Here is a 22,741-nt window from a genome sequence, read left to right on the forward strand (position 1 = left end):
GCCCGGCGCTACAGGGCTTCGTCCGCCGGGCCGGCGGCCAGGCGCTCGGCCTCGCGGCGGCCGAACAGCCAGAACAGCGCCGGGCTCAGGAAGGTGTCGAGCAGGGTCGCGCTGAGCAGGCCCGAGAAGATCACCACCGCCACCGGATGCAGGATCTCGGTGCCCGGCCGCTCGGCCTCGAAGAGCAGCGGCGCCAGCGCCAGGGCGGTGACCAGGGCGGTCATCAGCACCGGGCTCAGGCGCTCCTGCGCGCCGCGCACCACCAGGGGCAGGCCGAAGGCCTCGCCCTCCAGCCGCATCAGGTTCAGCCAGTGGCTGAGCTTGAGGATGCCGTTGCGCACCGCGATGCCGGCCAGGGTGATCAGCCCGACCAGGGCCGCCACCGACAGCGGCTGGCCCGCCAGCGCCAGGCCAGCCACCGCGCCGACCAGGGCCAGCGGGATGTTCAGCATCACCAGGGCCGACAGCCGGGCCGAGCGGTAGCGGCTGTAGAGCACGGCGAACATCAGCCCCAGCGAAAGCAGGGCCAGCAGGCCGATGCGGCGTGCCGCCTCGGCCTGCGCCTGGAACTGGCCGCCCAGCACGATGGACAGGCCGGCGGGCAGGGGCTGGGCCGCCAGGCGCTCGCGGACCTCGGCCACCACCTCGGACAGCGGCCGGCCGCTGGCGCTGGCCGACAGCACGATGCGGCGCCGGCCCTCGTCGCGGCTGATCTGGTTGGGGCCGTCGCCCTCCTCGACCGTGGCCAGCCGGGCCAGCGGCACGGCGCCCTGCGGCGTGTCGATCAGCACCTGCTGCAAGCCGTCGACGCCGCGGGCGGCATCGGGCAGGCGCAGCACCAGGGCAAAGCGGCGCGGGCCCTCGGCAAGCTGGCTCAGGGTCTCGCCCTCGACCAGGGTCTGGAGCTGGGCCAGCACCGTGCCGGTCGAGATGCCGTGGCGGGCCGCCGCCTCGGCATCGACGCGCACCTGGATCTGCGGCGCCAGCACCTGCTTCTCGACCTCCAGATCGGCCAGGCCGGGCACGCCGGCCAGGCGCTCGCGCAGGCGCTCGGCCTCGGCGCGCAGCGCATCCAGGTCCTCGCCGAAGAGCTTGATCGCGATCTGCGAGCGCACGCCCGAGAGCATGTGGTCGATGCGGTGCGAGATCGGCTGGCCCACCGCCACGGCCGCCGGCAGGCTGGCCAGCCGGCGGCGGATGTCGGCCTGGATCGCGTCCATGCTGCGGCCCAGCTCGGCCGCAGGCTTGAGGCCCACATCCAGCTCGCTGACGTGCACGCCCTCGGCATGCTCGTCCAGCTCGGCCCGGCCGCTGCGCCGGCCGACATAGACCACCTCGGGCAGGTCCAGCAGCAGTTGCTCGGCCTGCCGCGCCAGGGCCGAGGATTCGCTCAGGGTCAAGCCCGGGTTCAGGCGCAGGCCGACGAGCAGCGTGCCCTCGTTGAAGGGCGGCAGGAAGCTGGTCGGCAGGCGGCTGGCGCCCAGGCCGGCCAGCAGCACCGCCAGCCCCCCGACCAGCACGGCGGCGCGGGCGCGCTGCGGGTGGCTCAGCAAGGCCGTCAGCAGGCGGCCGTAGCCGGCCTTGAGGCGGCGCAGCCCCTGCGTCTCGCCATGGTCCAGGCGCTTCATGCCGGGCAGCAGCCAGGCGCTGAGCACCGGCGTGAGCGTGACCGAGACGAGCAGCGAGGCCAGGGTCGAGACGATGAAGGCCACGCCCAGCGGCAGGAAGAGCCGGCCCTCCAGCCCCGGCAGCGCGAACAGCGGCACGAAGACCAGCACCAGGATGACGGTGGCCAGCACGATGCCCGAGCGCACCTCCAGCGAGGCCTGCCGCACCAGGGCCAGCAGGCGGAAGGGCTGGCCGCGCTGGCGCGCCTCGCGCAGGCGGCGCAGGATGTTCTCGACATCGACCACGGCATCGTCGACCAGGCCGCCGATCGCGATCGCCAGGCCGCCCAGGGTCATGGTGTTGATCGACAGGCCGAAGGCCTGGAAGACCAGCAGGGTGGCGAGCAGCGAGACCGGGATGGCCGTCAGCGCGATCAGCGTCGGCCGCAGCGCGCCCAGGAAGACGAGCAGCACGCCGGCCACCACCACGGCGGCGCCGAGCAGCTTGCCCTGCAGCGTGGCGATCGAGGCCTCGATGAAGCTGGCCTGGCGAAAGCTCACCTGCGGCGCGGCCATGCCGGCCGGCAGCAGGGGCCGCATCTCGACCAGGGCCTGCTCGACGGCACGGGTCAGCGCCAGGGTGTCGGTGGCGGGCTGCTTCTGCACACCCAGGATGACCGCGGGCTGGCCGCCGAAGCCGGCATCGCCCCGGCGCGGTGCGGCGGCAAAGCTCACCTCGGCGACCTGCTGCAAGGGCAGCGTGCGGCCGTCGCGGGCCGACACGGCCAGAAGCCGCAGGTCCTCCAGCCGCGGCGCGCCGGCCAGATGGCGGATCAGCAGCTCGCGCCCCTGGCGCTCGACGAAGCCGCCCGAGGTGTTGGCCGCATAGCCGCGCAACGCCGCCTGGATGGCGCCCAGCTCGACCCCCAGCGCGCGCATGCGCTGCGGGTCGGGCTGCACCTGGAACTGGCGCAGTTCGCCGCCGATGGGAATGACCTGGGCCACGCCCGGCAGGGCCAGCAGGCGCGGGCGCAGCACCCAGTCGGCCACCTCGCGCACGGCCATGGCCGACAGCTGCTGCGGATCGACCGGGATCGCGATCTGCAGGATCTCGCCCATCACCGAGCTCACCGGCCCCATGTGCGGCACGCGGCCCGGCGGCAGGCTGGCCTCCATCGCGGCCAGGCGCTCGGCGACGAGCTGGCGGGCGCGGTAGATCTCGCTGTCCCAGTCGAAGGCCAGGTAGACGAAGGACAGGCCGGCGCTGGACACCGAGCGGATCGACTGCACGCCGGGCAGGCCCCGGAGCGTGTTCTCGAGCGGCAGGGTGATGAGCTGCTCGACCTCCTCGGCGGCCATGCCGCCGGCCTCGGTCATCAGGGTGACGGTGGGTTGGTTCAGGTCGGGGAAGACATCGACCGGGGTGCTGCGCAAAGCCAGCGCGCCATAGGCCATCAGCAGCAGCGCGCCCAGCACGACCAGCAGCCGGTTGCCCAGGCTTTTCTCAAGGAGCCAGGTGAACATGCGGCCTCCTCAGCGGATCTGGTTGAGCAGGGTTGCGCCCTGCACCACCACGCGATCGCCCGCTTCCAGGCCCTGGAGAACGCGCAGGCTCGCGCCGTCGAGCGGCTCCAGACGCACGAGGCGTGGCTCGAAGGTCTCCGGCGCGGTCTTGACCCAGACGATGTCCTGGTTGGCCGGGTTGCGGACCCGGGCCGAAGCGGGCACGGCCAGGCCAGGCGCGGCCTCGCGGGTCTGCACCTGGATTTTCAGCAACTGGCCCCGGGCCAGCGGGGCGGCCGCCTCGCCTTCGAGCTGGAAATGCAGGGGCTGGGCCTGCTCGCGCAACTGCGGCACCGCGCCCAGGTAGCGCAGCTGCAGCACCCGGTCGCCAAGTTGCAGCCGGGCGCCGGCCACTTGCGCGGCCAGGGCCGGATCGAAGCTGAGGGCCTCGATGCGCAGGCGGCGCGGGTCGATGATCTCGAAGATGCGCTCGCCCGCAGCGACCGCCTGGCCGCTGGCGACGGCGGCCGAGCTGATCACGCCGTCGATCGGCGCGCGCAGGGCCTCGCGGGCCTGCAGGCCGCCGCGCTGCGCGGCCAGGCGGGCGGCCAGGCCTTGCAGCTCCAGCTCCAGCGCCTCCAGCTCGCGGCGCGGCACGGTGTCGGCCAGTTCGCGCAGCCGGGCCAGGCGGGCTTCGGCCAGGCGCCGGGTGGCTTCCAGCTCGGCGATCTGGCCGGCCTGGGCGGCCCGCTCCAGCGGGCCGAGGCTGGTCTGCACCTGGGCCAGCAGCTCGCCACGCCGCACGGCCTGGCCCGGACCGGGCAGGCCGCGCGGGCCGGGCTCCAGCCGGCCGGCATGCAGGGCCTGCACCCAGCCGGTGGCGCCCGGCTCGGCCACGACCTGGGCGGCCAGCTCGATGCTGCGGGCATGAACGGCGCTGAACAGCGGCCGGGTGCGGATCTGCAAGCTGCGCTGGGCCGGCTTGGGCAGCAGCACGCGGCCGTCGGCCAGGCGCTGCGGCGCGCCGGCAGGGCGTGCGGCCGGCTCGGCCTCGCCATGGTCGTGGCCCGGGCCGGCCCAGGCGGGGGCCAGCAACAGGCTGGCGGCCAGGATCAGCCCGGGTCGAAGGGCGGCCCGGGCCCTGCGGGATGCGACGCTCATGACGCCCTCCCCGGCTTACGGGCGCGACGCGTGCGCACCATGCCCCAAGCCAGCGCGGCCAGCCCGCCCAGCACGGCCAGGCCGGGCAGCAGCAGGCCGGACGCGGGGGTGGCCGGGCCGGCCGGGCCGTGGTCCGCATGCGCGTGGTCATCGTGGTCGGGGTCGGGTGGCGCGGGCCGCAGGTCCAGCGTCAGGCCGAGCATGTCGATGCGATCGTCCTCGCGCACATCGACGGCCAGGGCATGCTCGGCACCGGACGCCGCGGCCGGCAGCTCGGCCCGGTAGAGGCCGGGGCCGAGACGCTCGACGGCAAGCGGCTGCTCGTCCAGCGTGAGCCGCAGCTCGGCCTGGGCCAGCGGTGCATTGGTGGCGGCATCGTCGATGTAGAGGGTGAGGCGGCGGCCCTCGCGCTCGGCGGCCAGCTCGAACAGCTCGGACTCGGCCACCTGGCGCGGCAAGCCGGCGGCGGCGAGGGCGGGCAGCGGCGTCTCGCCGTGTTCATGGCCGGGGCCGGCCCAGGCCGGTGCGAGCAGCAGGGCCGGGCCGGCGGCCAGGAGCTTGATCCAAGGGAAGGGCATGGGGGTTCTCGAAGGAAAGTGGGGCGCGCGGAGCGGCGGTGTGCGGGCGGCGGCGCGCTCGGTTGGGTTCTGGATCTGCTGCTCAGGGCAGCAGGCCCAGGGCCTGGCGCCAGGCGGAGCGGGCGGCAGCCTGTTCCAGGCGCAGGCGGGCGGTGTCGCGGCGGGCGCTGGCGGCCTCGGCCTCGATGCGCAGGCGGCTGGGCAGGTCCAGCTCGCCCAGCTCGAAGGCGCGGCGCAGGAAGCCGGCGGTCTCCTCGGCCAGGGCGGCACGCTGCTCGGCCGCGACTTGTTCGGCAGCCAGGGCCTGGACGCGGGCGTGGGCTTCGGCCTGCTCGGCCGCGAGTTCGCTGCGGCGCCTGTCCCACTGGGCGCGCAGGCTTTCGACCTCGGCCTGCGCCTGGGCCCGCCGGGCGTCCTGCTGCGGGCTTTCGCCCAGCGGCAGGCTCAGGCCCAGGCGCAGCGCGCTGCGGCTGGCTTCGCCGCTGGCGCCGCGCTCGCGCAGGGCGAGCAGGCGCAGCTCGGGCGTGCCCTGGCCCTGGCGGGCTTGCAGGGCGAGCTGGCGCTCGGCCGCCTCAAGCTGCTGGGCCAGCAGGCGCAGCGCGGGATGCGCGGTCGCGTCCGCGGCCGTCGGGGCGGCATCGGCGGGCGGCGCGGCCTCGGGCTCGGCCTTGAGCGGCCGCCCGGCGTCGGCCCCCAGCAGGGCGGCAAGCTGCTGGCGGGCGATCTGCACCGCGCCCTCGGCCCGGGCCGCGGCCGCGCGGGCGGCGGCCTCGGCCATGCGGGCCTGGTGGGCATCGGCGCGGGCGAGCTCGCCGGCCTGCACGCGGCGGTCCACATCCTCGACCAGGCGCTGCGCCAGCGCGAGCTGGGCCTGGGCCAGTTCGGCCTCCAACTCGGCCAGCAGGCGGGCCCACCAGCGCATGCGCAGGCTGCCGGCCAGGGCCAGCCGGGCGGCCTCGGCCTCGCGCTCGACGGTCTGGCGCCGGGCCTCGGCCAGGTCCCGGCCGGCGGCCTGCTCGCCGCGCCGCCACAGCGGCAGGACGAGGCCCAGCTCCAGCTCGCGCAGGCCGCGCTCGGGGCCGCGCAGGTCCAGGCGCGGGTCCAGCTCCAGCCGCGGCGCCTCGGGCAGCAGGGCCCGGGCGACGCGTCCGTCGGCTTCGGCCGCCTCGCGCTGGGCGGCCAGGGCGCGGGCCTGTGGCTGCTGCGACCAGGCCCGGGCCAGGGCCTGGTCGAGGCGGAGTTCCGGCTCGGCCGCAGGGGCTGCGACCGAAGTCAGGGCCAGCAGCAGGGCCAGCCAGGGCCCGGCCCGACGAGGGGACGCGGGCCGGCCGGTCGGGGGCTTGCGCGTCCGGGAATAGCGCGATGCCTGGCATCGCAAAACAGGAAGGGAAAGGGACATCCGAAGCTCCAGGCTTGAACAAGCAGGCAGGAGATCGGCGGGCAGCGACCGGGCGGTCGCCGGGGGCCGAGGGCATGCCATGGCATGCCGGGCCCCGCGGGGAGAGACGCGTGAAGGTGTGGGCCGCCTCGCCGATCAGGCGAGGCCGGGCCACTGCGGGCGTTCGGGTCGGGGGCTGCGGACCGGGAGCGGTCGCTGCGCTTCGAAGGCCGGCACGGTCAGCATGCCGGGGCTGAGGCCCGAGGCCGGCGACTCCGACAGCAGGACGCTGTGGGCCGCATGGCAGTGGCCGCAGTCGTGGTCGACGTTGGCCGGGCCGGTCTCGCCCTCTGCCGAATCGGCCGCGACCGCCTCGTCATGCGCGTGGGCATGGGCATGGTGGCCGAAGTGCGCGCCACTGGCTGCCTCGGTCTCGTGCAGGCAGTAGGCCGCGACCGCCGCCCAGCTCATCTGGATCGGCGCCGTCACCAGCATGAGGATGAGGAGCAGTCGACGCACAGGCGCAGTCTAGGCCAGGCCCGGTCAGCCCGCGGCGGGCGGGGTCTGGCGCAGGAAGTCGAGCAGGTCGGCATGGACCGGCGCGATCCAGCGCAGGTCCCGCGAAAGCGCGGCGGCCAGCGTGATGTGGGTGCTGGTGTCGTAGATCTTCTCCGTCACCGCGCCGCCGGCCGCGCGCAGCGCCCGGGCCAGGCCCTGGGTGTTGCGCTGCGGATGGACCAGCCAGTCACTGAGCGGCGCGGCCAGGAAGGCCGGGCGCGGCGGGCTGAGGGCTGCGGCATGGACCAGGGGCTGCGAATCGGGCGGCACCTCGGGATGGTGGAAGACCGGCTGCACCTCGCGGTTGCGGATCGGCGTGAAGTCATAGGGCCCGGCCAGGCCGGCCCAGCCGGCCAGGTCGCGCGGATGCAGGCCCTGGGCGCCCAGCCAGCGCGGGTCCAGCGCCAGCATGGCCGCGTTGTAGGCCCCGGCGCTGTGGCCGGCGACGAAGCTGCGGCGCCGATCCAGCGGGCCGCGACCGGCCTCGGCACGCAGCCAGGCATAGGCGCGTGCGCTGTCCTGCAGGAAGTCCGGGTAGCGGACCTCGGGGTAGAGCCGGTAGTCGGCCACCGCACAGGCGATGCCGGCCGCGGCAAAAGCCTCGCCGACGAAGCGGTAGTCGGCGCGCTCGCCGCGGTTCCAGGAGCCGCCGTAGAAGAACAGCAGCCAGGGGTGGCCGGCCGCCGGCACGGGGCCGACCGGCAAGTAGAGGTCGAGCTTCTGGCGCGGATGCGGGCCGTAGCCCAGGGCGCCTAAAAAGCGGTGGGTGTCGGCGGGCACGCGTTCGTTGATCGCCGTGGCCGAGCAGCCGGCCAGGCCGGCCAGCATCAGGCCGCCGCCGGCCAGCAGGCGTCGGCGCAGCGGCTGCGAGGGCAAGGGCAGTGCGTCGCTCATTCGGCGACACCGCCGACATAGCCCGGCGCCAGGTTCTCGAAGCGGGTCAGGGGCCGGATGAAGGCCAGCTTGACCGTGCCCACCGGACCATTCCGCTGCTTGGCGATGATGATCTCGGCGATGCCCGGCTCCTTGCAGGCGTCCTTGGTGTAGTACTCGTCGCGGTAGATGAACATGATCACGTCGGCATCTTGCTCGATGGCACCGGATTCCCGCAGGTCGGACATCATGGGCCGCTTGTCGGTGCGGCTTTCGACCGAGCGGTTGAGCTGCGAGAGCGCGATCACCGGGCATTGCAGCTCCTTGGCCAGGGACTTGAGGCCGCGCGAGATCTCGCCCAGCTCGGTGGCGCGGTTCTCCTCGCTGCCGCCCGAGCCGCTCATGAGCTGCAGGTAGTCCACGACGATCAGGCCCAGCTTGCCGCAGGTCCGGGCCTGGCGGCGCGCGCGGGCGCGCAGCTCGGCCGGGCTCAGGCCGGGCGTCTCGTCGATGAAGAGGCTGACATTGCGCAGGCGCTCGACGGCCTCGGAAAGCTGGCCCCATTCATGGTCGGCCAGCTTGCCGGTGCGCAGGTGCTGCTGGTCGATGCGGCCCAGCGAGCCGACCATCCGCAGCGCAAGCTGGGCCGCGCCCATTTCCATCGAGAAGACGACCGCCGGCAGGCCCTCCTGAACGGCCACATGCTCGGCGATGTTCAGCGCGAAAGCGGTCTTGCCCATCGAGGGCCGCGCGGCCAGCACGACCATGTCGCCGGGCTGCAAGCCGGCGGTCATCTTGTCGAGGTCGTAGAAGCCGGTGCGCACGCCGGTCACGTCGTCGGCACCGTGGTCGGCCAGTTCCTGCACGCGGTCGAGCAGTTGCACGACCAGGCTGTCCATGCTCTGGAAGCCATTGCGGTTGCGGCTGCCCTCTTCGCCGATGCGCAGGATCTTGTTCTCGGCCTCGTCGAGGATGGTCGCCACCGGCCGGCCCTGCGGATTGAAGGCGGCGGTGGCGATCTCGTCGCTCGTGGCCACCAGCTTGCGCAGCACCGCACGCTCGCGGACGATCTCCGCATAGCGCCGCAGATTGGCGGCGCTGGGCACGCTCTGCGCCAGGGCATTGAGGTAGACCAGACCCCCGACCTGATCGGCCTTGCCCAGGCTGGTCAGTTGCTCATGCACGGTGATCACGTCGGCCGGCTTGGCCTGGCCGACCAGCGCGCCGATGGCGGCATAGATCAGGCGATGCTCGTGGCGGTAGAAGTCGCTGTCGGTCAGCAGGTCGCCGGCGCGGTCCCAGGCCGAGTTGTCGATCAGCAGGCCGCCGAGCACGCTTTGCTCGGCCTCGATCGAGTGCGGCGGGACGCGCAGGCGAGCCACTTCGGCATCGGGCGGGGCGGAGGGATCGAGCAAGACGGTCATCCGAAGATCTTACGGGCAGCCTGCGGCCTGCCCTGGGGACAAGCCTGTGGACAAGCTGGGGGTCTGGGTCGGACAAGGGCCCAGCCGGCGGACGGCAAGAAAAAAGGCCGGCATGAAGCCGGCCTTTGCGGCGCAGCCCCCGCTCGGAGGCCGCGACGGGTCGAGGCGAGGATCAGTCGGCCTGGGCGTAGACCGACACGGTGATGTCGACGACGACATCGGTGTGCGGCGCCACGCTGACGGCGTGATCACCCAGGGTCTTGATCGGACCGTTGGGCATGCGGACCTGGGCCTTGACGATGTCATGGCCGGCGGCCTTCAGGGCCTCGGCGATGTCGGCATTGGTCACCGAGCCGAACAGGCGGCCGTCGACGCCCGCCTTCTGGCTGATACGGACGGTCGAGCCGGACAGCTTCTCGCCCAGGGCCTGGGCGGTGGCCAGCTTCTCGGCGGCGACGCGCTCGAGCTCGGCGCGGCGGGCTTCGAATTCCTTGACCGCCGATTCGGTCGCGCGGCGGGCGGCGCCGGTCGGGATCAGGAAGTTGCGGGCATAGCCGTCCTTGACGCGGACGACATCACCGAGGTTGCCGAGGTTGGCAATCTTGTCGAGCAGGATCACTTGCATCGTGCGTCTCCTCAGACCTTGTGCTGGTCGCTGTAGGGCACCAGCGCCAGGAAGCGCGCGCGCTTGATGGCCACGGTGAGCTGACGCTGGTAGATCGCCCGGGTGCCGGTCAGGCGGGCCGGGGTGATCTTGCCGTTCTCGCCGATGAAGTCACGCAGGGTGTCGACATCCTTGTAGTCGATCTCTTCGACACCGGCGACGGTGAAGCGGCAGAACCGCTTGCGACGGAAGAGCAGGGACTGGGTGTTGCGCTTGCCCTTGCGGTCCTTGCTGAACTTGCCTTTGCCACGGGGAGGGGCCATGGTGTTACTCCTGAACTTTCGAACGTATCGGGGGGGAAGACATCGGCTGGAAGCCCGTCAGATGCAGCCGCACCCCAGCACCGCGGAAGGCCGGGCCGAGGAAGCCCTCGACCTCGATCGCTTCGCCGACCGCCAGTCGGGCGGCCTGTCCGGCCAGCTCGCCAAGGGCGAGGGCACGGATCTCGAAAGCGATCTTCCTCACGGCACCGGCTTCGACGACCTCGGAGGCATGCGTGAGACGCAAGTCCAGGGCCGGCAGGCCGGCAGGGGTGTAGCGCAGGACGCCGCGTTCGGCCAGGCTGCCTGTGAGCACGACGCGGTTCACGCGTGGCGCAGGTCGGCGATGGCAGGCGGCATCCGGACGGACGTCAGGCCGCGTTCTCCGGCTGGGCGGGAGCCTGCGAGGACTTGCGGGCTTCTTCGCGCTCGACGGCCTTCATCATGATGGAGGGCGCCGTCTCGGCCTTGCTCTTGTGCACCGTCAGGTGACGAAGCACGGCGTCGTTGAACTTGAAGCCGGTCTCCAGTTCAGCCAGGGTTTCCTTGCTGCACTCGATGTTCAGGCACAGGTAGTGGGCCTTCGCGAGCTTCTGGATCTGGTAGGCCAGCGCGCGGCGGCCCCAGTCTTCGACACGGTGCACCGCGCCGCCGGTGGCGGTGATGCTGGCCTTGTAGCGCTCCAGCATGGCGGGCACCTGCTCGCTTTGATCCGGATGGATCAGCAGGACGATCTCGTAATGACGCATTCGAGCTCCTTGTGGATGTCCGCCTCGTGCCCTGGAAACGGGCCTTCGGCGGGGAAGCCGCCCCGGAGCGTCAACACCGGGTGCGGCAAGGGGAAAGCCTACGAGTATAAGCGCTCAAGGCATGACGCCCCCGGCCCATCAGGCCGGGGGCGTCATGCCCTGCACCGCGGGGGTCGGAAGGCGGCCCCCGCGGGGGCCGCCCTCAGGCTCCGACGGGCTGCCTCAACCGCGCTGGCCGCGCAGATTGGGATAGCGCACGTGCTCGATCAGCTCCTGCGTCGCCTTGCTCGGCGCCGGGGTGACCAGGCTGACCAGGATGATCACGGCAAAGCCCAGCGGCACGCCGAAGACACCCGCCGAGATGGGCTGGATGCCGAACCACAGGTCCACCGGGCTGTCGACGCCGAACACCTTGCGCAGCCAGGGCTGGTTCATCACCATGTAGTAGAAGGTGACGCCCAGGCCGCTGACCATGCCCAGCACGGCACCGATGCTCGATGCCCGCTTCCAGAACACGCCCAGCACCAGGGCCGGGAAGAAGGCCGCTGCCGCGAAGGAGAAGGCTGCCGACACCAGGAAGAGGATGTCCGCCGGCTTCTGCGCCGCCACATAGGCCGCGGCCAGGGCCACGACCAGCAGCAGCATCTTCGACAGCGTGACCCGGCGCGCCGTGGAGGCGTTGGGATCGATCATCTTGTAGTACAGGTCGTGCGACAGCGCGTTGGCGATGGTCAGCAGCAGGCCGTCCGCCGTCGACAGCGCAGCGGCCAGGCCGCCGGCCGCCACCATGCCCGAGATCACATACGGCAGGCCGCCGATCTCGGCCGTGGCCAGCACGATGATGTCGCCGCCGATCTTCATCTCGCCAAGCTGGAGCAGACCGTCCTTGTTAACGTCCGTCACCGAGAGCAGGGCCGGGTCGACCTTGGCCCAGCTCGCGATCCAGGCGGGCAACTGGTCGAAGGGCGTGCCGACCAGGTTGGTGAAGATCTCGTACTTGACCAGCACCGCCAGGGCGGGCGCGGTGAAGTACAGCAGGAAGATGAAGAACAGCGACCAGGTCACCGACTCGCGCGCTTCCTTCACCGACGGCGTCGTGTAGTAGCGCATCAGGATGTGCGGCAGCGCAGCCGTGCCGATCATCAGGCAGAAGACCAGCGCCAGGAAGTTGCGACGCGACTCGTCGTAGGTCTTCTGCGCCTTCTCGTCGCCATTCGGATCGCCCGCGAACTGGGCCGCATGCGGCGGCATGCCGGCCAGCGGCTTGGCCCGCGCCTCGGCGCCGGTCTTGGCCTTCTCGTAGGCCGCCTTGGCCTCGGCCTCGGTGGCGGGCAAGGCGGCAAGCGCGCGCTCGGCCGCCTGGATCTCGGCCACCGGGGCATCGGCCCGCGAGCGCAGGTCGGCCAGCTTGGCCTCGGCCGCGGCGCGGTCGGCAGCCATGGCCGCCGGCACGTCCTTCAGCTTCTCGGCCGCAGCCGCCGCCTGCTGCTTGAAGATCTCGATGACCTCTTGTTCCTTCGCGTCGGCCTTGAGCTCCTTCTCGCGCTCGGTGACCTTCTGGAGCTGGTAGCCGTAGATGGCCTGCGGCACCGGCACGCTGGTCTGCTTCACCGACAGCCACACCACCGGGATCATGTAGGCAATGATCAGGATGATGTATTGCGCCACCTGGGTCCAGGTCACGGCCCGCATGCCACCCAGGAAGGAGCACACCAGGATGCCGCCCAGGCCCAGGAAGATGCCGATCTCGAAGGCCACGCCGGTCAGGCGGGTGGTGATCAGGCCCACGCCATAGATCTGCGCCACCACATAGGTGAAGGAACAGAGGATGGCGGCGAAGATGCCGACGAAGCGGGCGGCATTGCCACCGTAACGCTCGCCCAGGAAGTCGGGGATGGTGAACTGGCCGAACTTGCGCAGGTAGGGCGCCAGGAAAAGCGCCACCAGGCAATAGCCACCGGTCCAGCCCATGATGAAGGCCAGGCCGCCGTAGCCGGTCAGGTAGAGCGTGCCGGCCATGCCGATGAAGCTGGCTGCCGACATCCAGTCCGCGCCCGTGGCCATGCCGTTGTAGATGGCGGGCACCCGCCGGCCGGCCACGTAGTACTCGGCGGCGTCGGTGGTGCGGCTCATGATGCCGATGCCGGCATAGAGGCCCACCGTGGCGAGCAGGAAGATGAAGCCGATCCAGCTTCGGGACAGGCCCATCTGCTCCAGGATCGCCAGCACGATCACGAAGGCAATGAAGCCCCCGGTGTACCAGGCGTAGACCTTGTTGAGCTGGGACTTGAAGGCGCGTTGATCCGCCGCGCTGCTGCCGCCGGTCGGGGCGGTTTCGAAGATGCCGGCCATGTCATTCCTCCTCGGCCACGCCGTGTTCCTGGTCCAGGCGGTTCATCGTCCGCGCATAGAACCAGATGATCAGCACATACACCACCAGCGCACCCTGGCTGCCCACCCAGAAGCTGAAGGGCCAGCCAAAGAAGGTGAAGCTGAGGTCGCGGGCGAAGTAGGCCACCCCATAAGTCACCAGGAACCACAGAAGCAGCAAGGCTCCGGTGATCCTCAGGTTCTTCTGCCAGTACGCTTTCTGGCTTTCCGTTGTCTGCATCGTGTCTCCTCGGATGTTTCACCGGACCGCCAGGATCGGCCCGGACCACGTCTCTCGTCCTTCCTCGACCCCCACCGGGCGCGCTCCTGGCGTGCGCTGGTGGGTCAGCCTGCATCCCTCCGACCGGGCGGGCAAGCCCGGCCCGCCACTCAGCCGGAAGCTGCTACCGACTGGCCTGCACGCAGGCCGGTCTCGCGTTCCAGTTGGGCGGCCACCTTAGGCTCGAAGCCCTGGAGGTGATGGATGATCCTGCGGGCCTCCTCGGGCTCGCAGCGATCGACATGAACCCGGGCGAGCTGATACCAGCCGTAGGGGCTCATGGGCTGAAGGGCCGTGTTGCGCTTGAGGGCCTCGACGGCCTCGTCGTAGCGCTTCAGGCGGATCAGGACCAGACCGAGGCCATACCAGGCGCGGTCCAGCTTTTCATCGAGCGTGGTGGCCCGGCGGAAGGCAGCTTCGGCCTCGTCGAGCAGGCCCTGGCTTTCCAGCACGAAACCGAAGTTGAACCAGGAGGCCGCATCGTCGGGCCGCAGGGCAAGCAGCCGTCGGTGGTCGGCCAGGGCCGCGAGTTCGCGACCGGCCTGGGCATGCAAGTGGGCACGGCTGGCCAAGGCGTAGCCGTCGTCAGGCTGGCGCGCCAGCATTTCGTCGAACACCGCGCATGCGGCCTCGCGACGCCCGAAGACGAGCAGGACCTGGGCGCGCCAGATCGCCAGCCGGCGGTCCAGGCGGGCCTGCCAGCCCGAGGCGCTCATGCGCACAGGGCCTGACCCGGCAGGGCGCGGCATTGCTGCACCTTGCCGATCAGCGCAAAGACCCAGACCCAGGCCAGGGCGAAGAAGGTCAGCAGCGGGATGTGCCGGTCCAGCACCAGCCGCGGCGTGATGGCCCGGAACAGCCGGGTGAAGGGCTGCGTCAGGGTCTGCAGCAGCCGGTAGAAGACATTGGCTTCGCGCCGCGCGCCCGCCAGCAAGCCGAGCAGCCATTGGCCGAAAAGCGCCATCAGCGCAATCTCGGCAATCAGCTTGATCGAAACGGCCAGCAGCAGCATGGTCTCCCTCCTCGGGGCGAGACTGTTTTTCCGGCGCCTTACCCGTTTCTTACGGTCCGGGGCGGAAGCCATGGTCCCCCGGGAAAGTCCCTGGAAGCGATCGCCCCGGCGCAAGCGGGCGTGAAAAAGCCGGGCCCCTGGCCCGGCTTCCTGCGGGGGAGACGCGGTCAGCGCTTGGCCAGACGCTGCCAGGTCTCGATGACCGTGTCCGGGTTCAGGGAGATCGAGGCAATGCCCTGGTCGGCCAGCCAGTCGGCGAAGTCCGGGTGGTCGCTGGGGCCCTGGCCGCAGATGCCGATGTACTTGCCCTGGGCGCGGCAGGCCTGGATGGCCATCGAGATCAGGGCGGTGACGGCCGGGTCGCGCTCGTCGAAGTCGGCGGCCAGCAGCTCCAGGCCGGAGTCGCGGTCCAGGCCCAGGGTGAGCTGGGTCAGGTCGTTCGAGCCGATCGACATGCCGTCGAAGTGCTGCAGGTACTGCTCGGCCAGGATGGCATTGCTCGGGATCTCGCACATCATGATCAAGCGCAGGCCGTTCTCGCCGCGCTTGAGGCCCTGCTCGGCCAGCAGCGCATTCACGCGCTCGGCCTGCTTTAGGGTGCGGACGAAGGGCACCATGATCTCGACATTGCTCAGGCCCATCTCGTTGCGCACACGCTTGAGCGCCTCGCACTCCATCGCGAAGGCCTCGCCGAACTCGCGGCTGATGTAGCGCGAGGCGCCGCGGAAGCCCAGCATCGGGTTCTCTTCCTCGGGCTCGTAGCGGCTGCCACCGATCAGCTTCTTGTACTCGTTGGACTTGAAGTCCGACAGGCGCACGATGACCGACTTGGGCCAGAAGGCCGCGGCGATGGTGGCGATGCCCTCGACCAGCTTGTCGACATAGAAGGCGCGCGGGCTGGCATGGCCCCGGGCCACGCTCTCGACCGCCTTCTTCAGGTCGGAATCGACGTTCGGATAGTCGAGGATGGCCTTGGGGTGGATGCCGATGTTGTTGTTGATGATGAACTCGAGCCGCGCCAGGCCGACGCCGCTGTTGGGCATCTGCGCAAAGTCGAAGGCAAGCTGCGGATTGCCGACGTTCATCATGATCTTCACCGGCGAGGGCGGCAGCTCGCCGCGGCTGACCTCGGTGATCTCGGTGTCGAGCAGGCCGTCGTAGATCAGGCCGGTGTCGCCTTCCGAGCAGGCCACGGTGACGAGCTGGCCGTCCTTCAGGGTGGCGGTCGCGTCGCCGCAGCCGACCACCGCCGGGATGCCCAGCTCGCGCGCGATGATGGCTGCGTGGCAGGTACGGCCGCCGCGGTTGGTGACGATGGCGCTGGCGCGCTTCATCACCGGCTCCCAGTTCGGGTCGGTCATGTCGGTGACCAGCACGTCGCCGGGCTGCACCTTGTCCATCTCGCTGATGCTGTGCACCAGGCGGACCGGACCGGTGCCGATCTTCTGGCCGATGGCGCGGCCCTCGGCCAGCACGGTGCTGCTGCCCTTGAGCTTGTAGCGCTGCTCGACCTTGCCCTCGGCCTGGCTCTTCACCGTCTCCGGGCGAGCCTGCAGGATGTAGAGCTTGCCGTCGACGCCGTCCTTGCCCCACTCGATGTCCATCGGGCGGCCGTAGTGCTTCTCGATGGTCATCGCGTACTGCGCGAGCTCGGTGACCTCGGCCTCGCTCAGGCTGTAGCGGTTGCGCTGCTCGGTGACGGTGTCGACCGTCTTGACCAGCTTGCCGCTGGCGGCCTTCTCCTCCGGCGAGGCGAAGACCATCTTGATCAGCTTGCTGCCCAGGTTGCGGCGGATCACCGCGCGCTTGCCTGCGGCCAGCATGGGCTTGTGAACGTAGTACTCGTCAGGGTTCACGGCGCCCTGCACCACCGTCTCGCCCAGGCCGTAGCTGGACGTGATGAAGACCACGTCCTTGAAGCCCGACTCGGTGTCGATGGTGAACATCACGCCGGCTGCGCCCAGGTCGCTGCGCACCATGCGCTGCACGCCGGCCGACAGGGCCACCTCGGCATGGGCGAAGCCCTTGTGCACGCGGTAGCTGATCGCGCGATCGTTGTAGAGGCTGGCGAAGACTTCCTTGATCTTGAGCAGCACCGTCTCGATGCCCACCACGTTCAGGAAGCTCTCCTGCTGGCCGGCGAAGCTCGCATCGGGCAGGTCCTCGGCGGTGGCCGAGGAGCGCACGGCGAAGGACGCGCTGGCATCGCCGCCCGACAGGGTGGCGAAGGCCTCGCGGATGCCAGCCTCCAGCGCCGGCGGAAAGGGCGCATGCTCGACCCAGCCGCGGATCTCGGCCCCGGCCTCGGCCAGCGCGCGCACGTCCTCGGTATCGAGGGCGGCCAGGCGGGCGTTGATCTTCTCGGTCAGGCTGTTGAAGGTCAGGAAGTCGCGGAAGGCATGGGCGGTGGTCGCGAAGCCGGTCGGCACCCGCACGCCGGATGCTGCGAGCTGGCTGATCATTTCGCCGAGGCTGCTGTTCTTGCCGCCGACGGTGTCGACGTCCGCCATGCGGAGTTGCTCGAAGGGGACGACCAGGGCGGTCGCTTCGAAGAGGGCCATGTTGTGCTCCATAGTAAAAAATCGTGCGGGGAAGCGCGTGGCGCGCCCGACGGTGAGCCGGCCTGTTCTTATGCTTTTGGGGGTCCGGACACCGGGGCGTGCCGCCCCCGTCTTTGGTCGCGGATTGTAAGGACAGGCGGCAGCGAACTGGGGTCAACCCTAGGTGCTTCGTCGCCTGGACGCCGCGACCGACTGCACGCCCGTCAGCGGCCCGCGCGGGTGGCGGCCCTATGCTTGGCGCCCCTCCCTGCCCGATCGCCCCGCCCGCCATGGCCCAGCGCACCGTCTTCTACGTCTCCGATGGCACCGGCATCACGGCCGAGACCTTCGGTAACTCCATCCTGGCCCAGTTCGCGATCTCGGTGCGGCATGTGCGCCGCCCCTTCATCGACACGCCCGACAAGGCCCACCAGGTGCTGCGCGAGATCCACGAGACCGCCGAGCGCGAAGGCCGCCGGCCCATCGTCTTCATCACCGTCATCGAGCCCGAGGCGCACCGCATCATCTGTGGCGCGCCGGCCCTGGTGATGGACATGTTCCGCACCTTCGTCGAACCGCTGGAGGAGGAGTTCGGCATCACCTCCAACCACCGCGTCGGCCGCTTCTCGGACGTGGCCAAGAGCAAGGAATACAGCGACCGCATCGAGGCCATCAACTTCACGCTGGCCCATGACGACGGCCAGTCCTCCAAGAATCTGGCCGAAGCCGATGTCATCCTGGTCGGCGTGAGCCGCTCGGGCAAGACGCCGACCTCGCTCTACCTGGCCATGCAACACGGCGTGAAGGCGGCCAACTACCCCCTGATCCCCGAGGACTTCGACCGCGGCCACCTGCCGCCCGCGCTCAAGCCCTACAAGGCCAAGTGCTTCGGCCTGACGATCGCGCCGGACCGGCTGTCCGAGATCCGCCACGAGCGGCGGCCCAACAGCCGCTATGCCTCGATCGAGAACTGTCGCGCCGAGGTGGCCCAGGCCGAGCAGATGATGCGCCGCGACGGCATCGCCTGGCTGTCCTCGACGCACAAGTCCATCGAGGAGATCGCCACCACCATCCTGCGCGACCTGCGGCCCGACCGGCTCGTCTATTGAGCCTTGCAGGACCGGGCTGCGCGCGGCAGAAGCCCCTCAGCGGCCCGGTGCCGCGCGCAGGCTGGCGCCGGCAAAGCTACGGCGCCAGGATTCGGCCTCGTCTTCGGACTGCATGGGCCGGCTGAAGTGGGCTTCCAGGCACTGGCTGCCGCGCAGCGCGCCCAGCAGGTGGGCATGCAGGGTCTTGCGGCCTTCGGCTTCCAGGATGTAGAGCACGAGAAAGTTGGCCTGGTCGAGTGGCGCGCGGTAGATGCGATCACGGTCGGGCATGTCCGGCCGCTTGACCAGTTCGCGCAGGAAGCGGCCGGCGCAGATGCGGGTGCTGTCGGCCTGCGGTACCGCTTCGGCATGCAGCTCGACCTTCAGGGCCGGGCCGCCGCCCAGGCCGGGCGCGCTCACCACCACGCCGGGGTCGGCAAAAGTCTGCTCGTAGGCCGTGGCCGGCAAGGCGGCCAGCAGCAGGGCCGCGGCCATCGCGGAAACAGGGGTCAGGCGCATCGTCGCACTCCATCGCAGGCCGGGCACCCGGCCCGGATGGCTTGCAATGTAGCGAGGCCGAAGCCCGCCGACACCGGCCGGGGGCTTGGGGCGCGCCCGCAGCCCGAGGGCGGCGTTCAGGCCTCGGGCATCGTCTCGGGCTCGTCCCCGTCGCCCTGCAGCAGGCCGGGCAGCAGCTCGGCGGCGCGGCTGTCGGACAAGGCCTCCACGCTGCGCAGGCGGCGGTCCATCGCGCGGGTGCGGACGCCGGCATCGTCCAGGGTCTTGCCGGCCTCGTCGATCTTCTTGCGGGTCTTCTCGAGGATGGCGCCGAACTTGCCGAACTCGGTCTTGACCGCGCCCAGCACCTCCCAGACCTCGGCCGAGCGCTTCTCCAGCGCCAGGGTGCGAAAGCCCATCTGCAGGCTGTTGAGCACGGCCAGCAGCGTGGTCGGGCCGGCCAGCATGACCTTGAACTCGCGCTGCAGGGCCTCGACCAGGCCGGGCCGGCGCAGGGCCTCGGCATAGAGACCCTCGGTCGGCACGAAGAGGATGGCGAAGTCGGTGGTGTGCGGCGGTGAGACATACTTGTCGCGGATGCTGCGGGCCTCCGTGCGCAGCCGGGCCTCGATGGCCTTGGCCGCAGCCTCCACGGCCGGCGCGTCGGCGCGTTCATGCGCTTCGAGCAGGCGCTCGTAGTCCTCGCGCGGGAACTTGGCGTCGATCGGCAGCCAGATCGGAGCCTCCGCCCCGCCGGCCGCCGGGCTGCGGCCGGGCAGGCGCAGGGCAAATTCCACCCGCTCGCTGCGGCCGGGCACGGTGGCGACGTTGGTCGCGTACTGCTCGGGCGTGAAGACCTGTTCCAGCAACCCGGCGAGCTGCACCTCGCCGAAGATGCCGCGCGTCTTCACATTGCTCAGCACGCGGTTGAGCGAGCCGACATCGCGCGCCAGGCCCTGCATCTCGCCCAGGCCCTTGTGCACTTGCTCCAGGCGGTCGGCCACCTGCTTGAAGCTTTCACCCAGCCGCGCCTCCAGCGTGGCATGCAGCTTCTCGTCGACGGTGGCGCGCATCTGTTCGAGCTTCTTCTCGTTGTCGGCGGCCAAGCTGGCCAAGCGCTGCTCGACGGCGGTCTGAAGGGCATGCAGGCGATGCTCGACGGTCTGGCGTGTTTCGCTCAGGCGCTGGCCCTGCTGCTCGCCGAGCTGCTGCAACTGCTGCACCTGCTGGCCGGCGGCCTGGCTGAGGGTGGCGCCCAGGGTCTCGCCCAGGCGCTGCTGGGCCTGGGCGAGCTGGGTGCGCAAGCTGTCGATCTGCTCGTTCTGCGTGCGGCCGGCCTCGCCGGCCTGGGCCAGCAGGCTTTGCTGCATGCGGCTGAGGGCCTCGGCCTGCTCGCTGCGGTGGGCGCGGGCGCTGTCTTGCAGCTCGCGCAGCAGGCGGTCGCTGTCCTGCTGGCGGGCCTGGGCCAGGGCCTGCACGGCGGCCAGGGTGGCCGCTGCGGTGGGCGACTCATCGGCCCGCCGCGCCAGCAGGCGCAGCAGCAGGACGAGGTTGAGCGCGAGCAGCGCGATCGAGGCGGCGGGAAGGATCCATTCGGGCATGGCGCGGATTCTCCGCCCTGCCCTGCCCCGTCCCGGCCCCGGGGCATCCGGCCCGCGATCTCAGCGGCCCGGCAGCATGCGGCGCAGGGTGTTGTCGCCGAGCTTGTAGTGGTGGAAGAGCGCCGCCGCCGCATGCAGGCCGATCAGGCCGTAGAAGACGCGGCCGATGTCGCCATGCCAGCCGCGGATGAACTTGGCCAGATCCTCGTCGGGCGCAGCCAGGGGCGGCAGGTGCAGGCCGAAGAAGGGAATCGGGTCGCCGCGCAGGCTGAGGATGAACCAGCCCGCCAGCGGCATGCCGAACATCAGCAAGTAGAGCAGCGCATGGACGGCATGGGACAGCGCACGCTGCAAGGGCGGCGGTGCCGGCACGATGGGCGGCGTGCCGCCGCGCAGCCGGGCGATCAGGCGCACCGTGACCAGGGTCAGCACCAGCAGGCCCATGCTGAAGTGGGCGGCGCGGAAGAAGGCGCGCTCGGGCGTGCCGCGGTCGAAGAAGATGCGCGTCTCGACGAAGAAGACGGCCAGGGCAATGACGGCCAGCATCAGCCAGTGCAGCAGCACGCTGGAGCGGCTGTAGCGGGTGGGCAGGGTCGAGGACATGTTCGGGATCCGGGGAGCTTGGGGCGTCGGGCGCGCGCATCCTGCGCAGCCGGGGGCGGCTCGGCAAGGGGGCCGGCCTTCGACGGGACAAATTCCCGCTGCGCCTCGTGCCCCGCCCCCGCCCCGTGCCGGCCGCCGCGGCCTCAAGCAAGCAAGGGGGCCGCTTCAGGCCGGCGCGGGCCGGGGCGCCGGCGCCGGCGGCCGGCCGGCGTCGGGGCCGCAGCCCAGGGCTGCGATCAGGTTGTCGACCGCCAGGCCCACCATGGCCCGCCGGGTCGCCATCGAGCCGCTGCCGATGTGCGGCGTCAGCACCAGGTTCGGTGCCGCCAGCAGGGCCGGATGCAGGGCCGGCTCGTTCTCGAAGACATCCAGGCCGGCCGCGCCGATCGTGCCGGCCTCCAGCGCCCGGGCCAGGGCGGCGTCGTCGACGATGCCGCCGCGTGCGATGTTGACCAGCGTGGCCCCCGGCTTCATCGCCGCCAGCTCGGCTGCGCCGATGATGTGGTGGCTGGCCGGGCTGTAGGGCAGCACCAGCACCAGGTGGTCGGCCTCGGCCAGCAGGCCGTCCTTCGTCACCCAGCGTGCGCCCAGGGCCTGCTCGGCCTCGGCCGGCAGCGGCGAGCGGTTGTGATAGACGACCTTCATGCCAAAGCCCAGCGCGCCGCGCCGCGCGATGGCCTGGCCGATGCGGCCCATGCCCAGGATGCCGAGGGTGCTGCCGTGCACGTCGGCGCCGGCGAACTGGTCGATGGCCCATTTCGACCAGTCGCCGCGGCGCAAGTAGCGCTCGGCCTCGGACAGCTTGCGCGCCGCGGCCAGCAAGAGCGCGAAGCCCAGGTCGGCGGTGGTCTCGTTCAGCACGTCGGGCGTGTGGGTCACGGTCACGTCGCGCGCGGCGCAGGCCCGCAGGTCGATGTTGTTCAGCCCCACCGCGATGTTGCTGACCACCCGCAGTTGCGGGTGCGCATCGAGCAGCGCGACATCGACCCGCTCGCCGGCCGTGCACATCAGGCCGACGCAGCCGGCGAGCTGCTCGCGCAGTTCGGCACCGGACCAGACGGCATCCGCCGGGTTGTCGCGCACTTCGAAGTGCTCGGCCAGGCGGGCCTGCAAGTCCTGGAAGACGCGGCGGGTGATGAGCACGCGCGGGCGCTCGGATGTCGGTGGGGCGGCCATGCGGGAGGGGTTCGAGGGGGAGGCAGGACGAAGGGCGGAGCCGCCCCGGGGCCGCAGTCCGCAGCCGGCAGCCGGACGCATCTTGCGCCCGGGGCCGCCCGCCGCTGCGGCGGCGACGCCGGCTCAGGCCGCCGGGCGGGGCGCGTCGATCAGGATCACATGCACCCGGTAGGGCCCATGCGCGCCGATGACGATGGTCTGCTCGATGTCGGCCGTGCGCGAGGGGCCGGAGACGGTGTTGAAGCCGCGCGGGATCTGGCCCAGCTCGCGGCGCATGCGCTCGAAGGCATCTTCCTGATGCGCGTCGATGCGGTCGACCGGCAGCAGCACGATGTGCGTCTCCGGCAGCAGGTGGGCGGCGGCCGGGCTGTCCGGGCTGCTGGCGAAGACCAGGGAGCCCGTCTCGGCCACCGCGCAGAAGCAGCCGGTGACGGCCAGCAGATCGCCGTCGCGCGGCGCGCGGGCCTCCAGGGCCAGGCCGGCGGCGGACCAGTCCAGGGCGGCCAGGCCGGGATAGGCCACGCCCTGGCCGGGCAGGCCCAGGCCGGCCAGGTGCCGGGCGACGGCGACCGGCGCCTCGGCCCAGGTGGCAATGCGGTCCAGGCTGGTTTCGAGCCGGGCGGCCATGCGCTGGAAGTGCGCGACCGGGTCGCCCTCCAGCGCCGGCAGGGGGCCGCGGGGATGCTCGGCCAGCCAGCGCGCGCGCTCGGCGGCCTCGGCCGGCTTTTGAAGGGCATCACGGCCCTGGCGACTGCGGATGCGGGCCAGGATGCGGGCGCGGGCGGTGGAGGTGTCCATGGGCCGATTCTCGCCAGATG

Annotated in this window: 22 protein-coding genes; 1 reads left to right on the forward strand and 21 read right to left on the reverse strand. The window is 71.4% G+C overall.

Annotated features, from left to right (window positions below; translation table 11 throughout):
• Nucleotides 1–8 precede the first annotated feature (8 nt).
• The 16 genes from JI742_RS09435 to ppsA all read right to left on the reverse strand — a co-directional run bounded on the left by JI742_RS09435 (nucleotide 9) and on the right by ppsA (nucleotide 16,978).
• Nucleotides 9–3,131: an efflux RND transporter permease subunit gene (locus tag JI742_RS09435; RefSeq protein WP_201825900.1), complete on the reverse strand. Its 3,123-nt coding sequence runs from the start codon at nucleotides 3,129–3,131 to the stop codon at nucleotides 9–11.
• A 9-nt stretch (nucleotides 3,132–3,140) separates the two neighbouring features.
• Nucleotides 3,141–4,271 (reverse strand): efflux RND transporter periplasmic adaptor subunit, encoded by a 1,131-nt coding sequence (locus JI742_RS09440; protein WP_201825902.1) that lies wholly within the window; start codon nucleotides 4,269–4,271, stop codon nucleotides 3,141–3,143.
• Nucleotides 4,268–4,849, reverse strand: a complete 582-nt coding sequence (locus tag JI742_RS09445) for a hypothetical protein (RefSeq protein ID WP_201825904.1) — start codon at nucleotides 4,847–4,849, stop codon at nucleotides 4,268–4,270. The genes JI742_RS09440 and JI742_RS09445 overlap by 4 nt, the downstream gene beginning before the upstream one ends.
• Nucleotides 4,850–4,931: 82 nt before the next feature.
• On the reverse strand, nucleotides 4,932–6,248 hold the full coding sequence (locus tag JI742_RS09450) for a TolC family protein (RefSeq protein WP_201825906.1): 1,317 nt from the start codon (nucleotides 6,246–6,248) through the stop codon (nucleotides 4,932–4,934).
• A 135-nt stretch (nucleotides 6,249–6,383) separates the two neighbouring features.
• Nucleotides 6,384–6,746 carry a cobalt-zinc-cadmium resistance protein gene (locus JI742_RS09455; RefSeq protein WP_201825908.1) on the reverse strand — a complete coding sequence of 121 codons (363 nt, stop codon included), beginning with the start codon at nucleotides 6,744–6,746 and terminating at the stop codon, nucleotides 6,384–6,386.
• Between the two features lie 24 nt (nucleotides 6,747–6,770).
• Nucleotides 6,771–7,679 (reverse strand): alpha/beta hydrolase, encoded by a 909-nt coding sequence (locus JI742_RS09460; RefSeq protein WP_201825910.1) that lies wholly within the window; start codon nucleotides 7,677–7,679, stop codon nucleotides 6,771–6,773.
• Nucleotides 7,676–9,082 carry a replicative DNA helicase gene (gene dnaB / locus JI742_RS09465; RefSeq protein WP_201825912.1) on the reverse strand — a complete coding sequence of 469 codons (1,407 nt, stop codon included), beginning with the start codon at nucleotides 9,080–9,082 and terminating at the stop codon, nucleotides 7,676–7,678. Before dnaB ends, JI742_RS09460 begins: the two co-directional genes overlap by 4 nt.
• 172 nt (nucleotides 9,083–9,254) lie before the next feature.
• The gene (gene rplI, locus JI742_RS09470; protein WP_201825914.1) at nucleotides 9,255–9,707 is read right to left on the reverse strand and encodes a 50S ribosomal protein L9; all 453 of its coding nucleotides are present in this window, start codon (nucleotides 9,705–9,707) and stop codon (nucleotides 9,255–9,257) included.
• An 11-nt stretch (nucleotides 9,708–9,718) separates the two neighbouring features.
• The gene (gene rpsR, locus JI742_RS09475) at nucleotides 9,719–10,009 is read right to left on the reverse strand and encodes a 30S ribosomal protein S18 (protein WP_182661919.1); all 291 of its coding nucleotides are present in this window, start codon (nucleotides 10,007–10,009) and stop codon (nucleotides 9,719–9,721) included.
• Between the two features lie 4 nt (nucleotides 10,010–10,013).
• On the reverse strand, nucleotides 10,014–10,334 hold the full coding sequence (priB, locus tag JI742_RS09480) for a primosomal replication protein N (RefSeq protein ID WP_201825916.1): 321 nt from the start codon (nucleotides 10,332–10,334) through the stop codon (nucleotides 10,014–10,016).
• A gap of 43 nt (nucleotides 10,335–10,377) precedes the next feature.
• Complete coding sequence (gene rpsF / locus JI742_RS09485; protein WP_201825919.1) at nucleotides 10,378–10,755, reverse strand: 30S ribosomal protein S6; 378 nt, start codon at nucleotides 10,753–10,755, stop codon at nucleotides 10,378–10,380.
• A 222-nt stretch (nucleotides 10,756–10,977) separates the two neighbouring features.
• Nucleotides 10,978–13,107, reverse strand: a complete 2,130-nt coding sequence (locus JI742_RS09490) for a sodium:solute symporter family protein (RefSeq protein WP_201825921.1) — start codon at nucleotides 13,105–13,107, stop codon at nucleotides 10,978–10,980.
• A 1-nt stretch (nucleotide 13,108) separates the two neighbouring features.
• Nucleotides 13,109–13,366, reverse strand: coding sequence for a DUF4212 domain-containing protein (locus JI742_RS09495; protein WP_201825923.1), 258 nt, complete (start codon nucleotides 13,364–13,366; stop codon nucleotides 13,109–13,111).
• A gap of 149 nt (nucleotides 13,367–13,515) precedes the next feature.
• Entirely contained in the window at nucleotides 13,516–14,121 is a 606-nt protein-coding gene (locus JI742_RS09500) for a tetratricopeptide repeat protein (protein WP_201825924.1), read from the reverse strand.
• Nucleotides 14,118–14,417, reverse strand: a complete 300-nt coding sequence (locus JI742_RS09505) for a hypothetical protein (protein ID WP_201825926.1) — start codon at nucleotides 14,415–14,417, stop codon at nucleotides 14,118–14,120. The genes JI742_RS09500 and JI742_RS09505 overlap by 4 nt, the downstream gene beginning before the upstream one ends.
• A gap of 167 nt (nucleotides 14,418–14,584) precedes the next feature.
• Nucleotides 14,585–16,978, reverse strand: a complete 2,394-nt coding sequence (ppsA, locus tag JI742_RS09510) for a phosphoenolpyruvate synthase (RefSeq protein WP_201825928.1) — start codon at nucleotides 16,976–16,978, stop codon at nucleotides 14,585–14,587.
• Nucleotides 16,979–17,247: 269 nt separating this feature from the next.
• Between ppsA and ppsR the strand changes: the two genes are divergently transcribed.
• Entirely contained in the window at nucleotides 17,248–18,066 is an 819-nt protein-coding gene (gene ppsR / locus JI742_RS09515; protein WP_201825930.1) for a posphoenolpyruvate synthetase regulatory kinase/phosphorylase PpsR, read from the forward strand.
• A gap of 36 nt (nucleotides 18,067–18,102) precedes the next feature.
• Here ppsR and JI742_RS09520 read toward each other — a convergent pair whose 3' ends face one another.
• The 5 genes from JI742_RS09520 to JI742_RS09540 form a co-directional block, all read right to left on the reverse strand.
• The gene (locus tag JI742_RS09520; protein WP_201825932.1) at nucleotides 18,103–18,564 is read right to left on the reverse strand and encodes a hypothetical protein; all 462 of its coding nucleotides are present in this window, start codon (nucleotides 18,562–18,564) and stop codon (nucleotides 18,103–18,105) included.
• Nucleotides 18,565–18,680: 116 nt separating this feature from the next.
• On the reverse strand, nucleotides 18,681–20,144 hold the full coding sequence (locus JI742_RS09525) for a DNA recombination protein RmuC (protein ID WP_201825933.1): 1,464 nt from the start codon (nucleotides 20,142–20,144) through the stop codon (nucleotides 18,681–18,683).
• 60 nt (nucleotides 20,145–20,204) lie between these two features.
• Nucleotides 20,205–20,747 carry a cytochrome b gene (locus JI742_RS09530; RefSeq protein ID WP_201825934.1) on the reverse strand — a complete coding sequence of 181 codons (543 nt, stop codon included), beginning with the start codon at nucleotides 20,745–20,747 and terminating at the stop codon, nucleotides 20,205–20,207.
• Nucleotides 20,748–20,912: 165 nt separating this feature from the next.
• The gene (locus JI742_RS09535; RefSeq protein ID WP_201825935.1) at nucleotides 20,913–21,923 is read right to left on the reverse strand and encodes a 2-hydroxyacid dehydrogenase; all 1,011 of its coding nucleotides are present in this window, start codon (nucleotides 21,921–21,923) and stop codon (nucleotides 20,913–20,915) included.
• A gap of 123 nt (nucleotides 21,924–22,046) precedes the next feature.
• Nucleotides 22,047–22,721, reverse strand: coding sequence for a LutC/YkgG family protein (locus JI742_RS09540; RefSeq protein ID WP_201825937.1), 675 nt, complete (start codon nucleotides 22,719–22,721; stop codon nucleotides 22,047–22,049).
• Between the last annotated feature and the right edge of the window lie 20 nt (nucleotides 22,722–22,741).

It is taken from the genome of Piscinibacter lacus (assembly GCF_016735685.1).
Taxonomy (GTDB): Bacteria; Pseudomonadota; Gammaproteobacteria; order Burkholderiales; family Burkholderiaceae_C; genus Aquariibacter; species Aquariibacter lacus.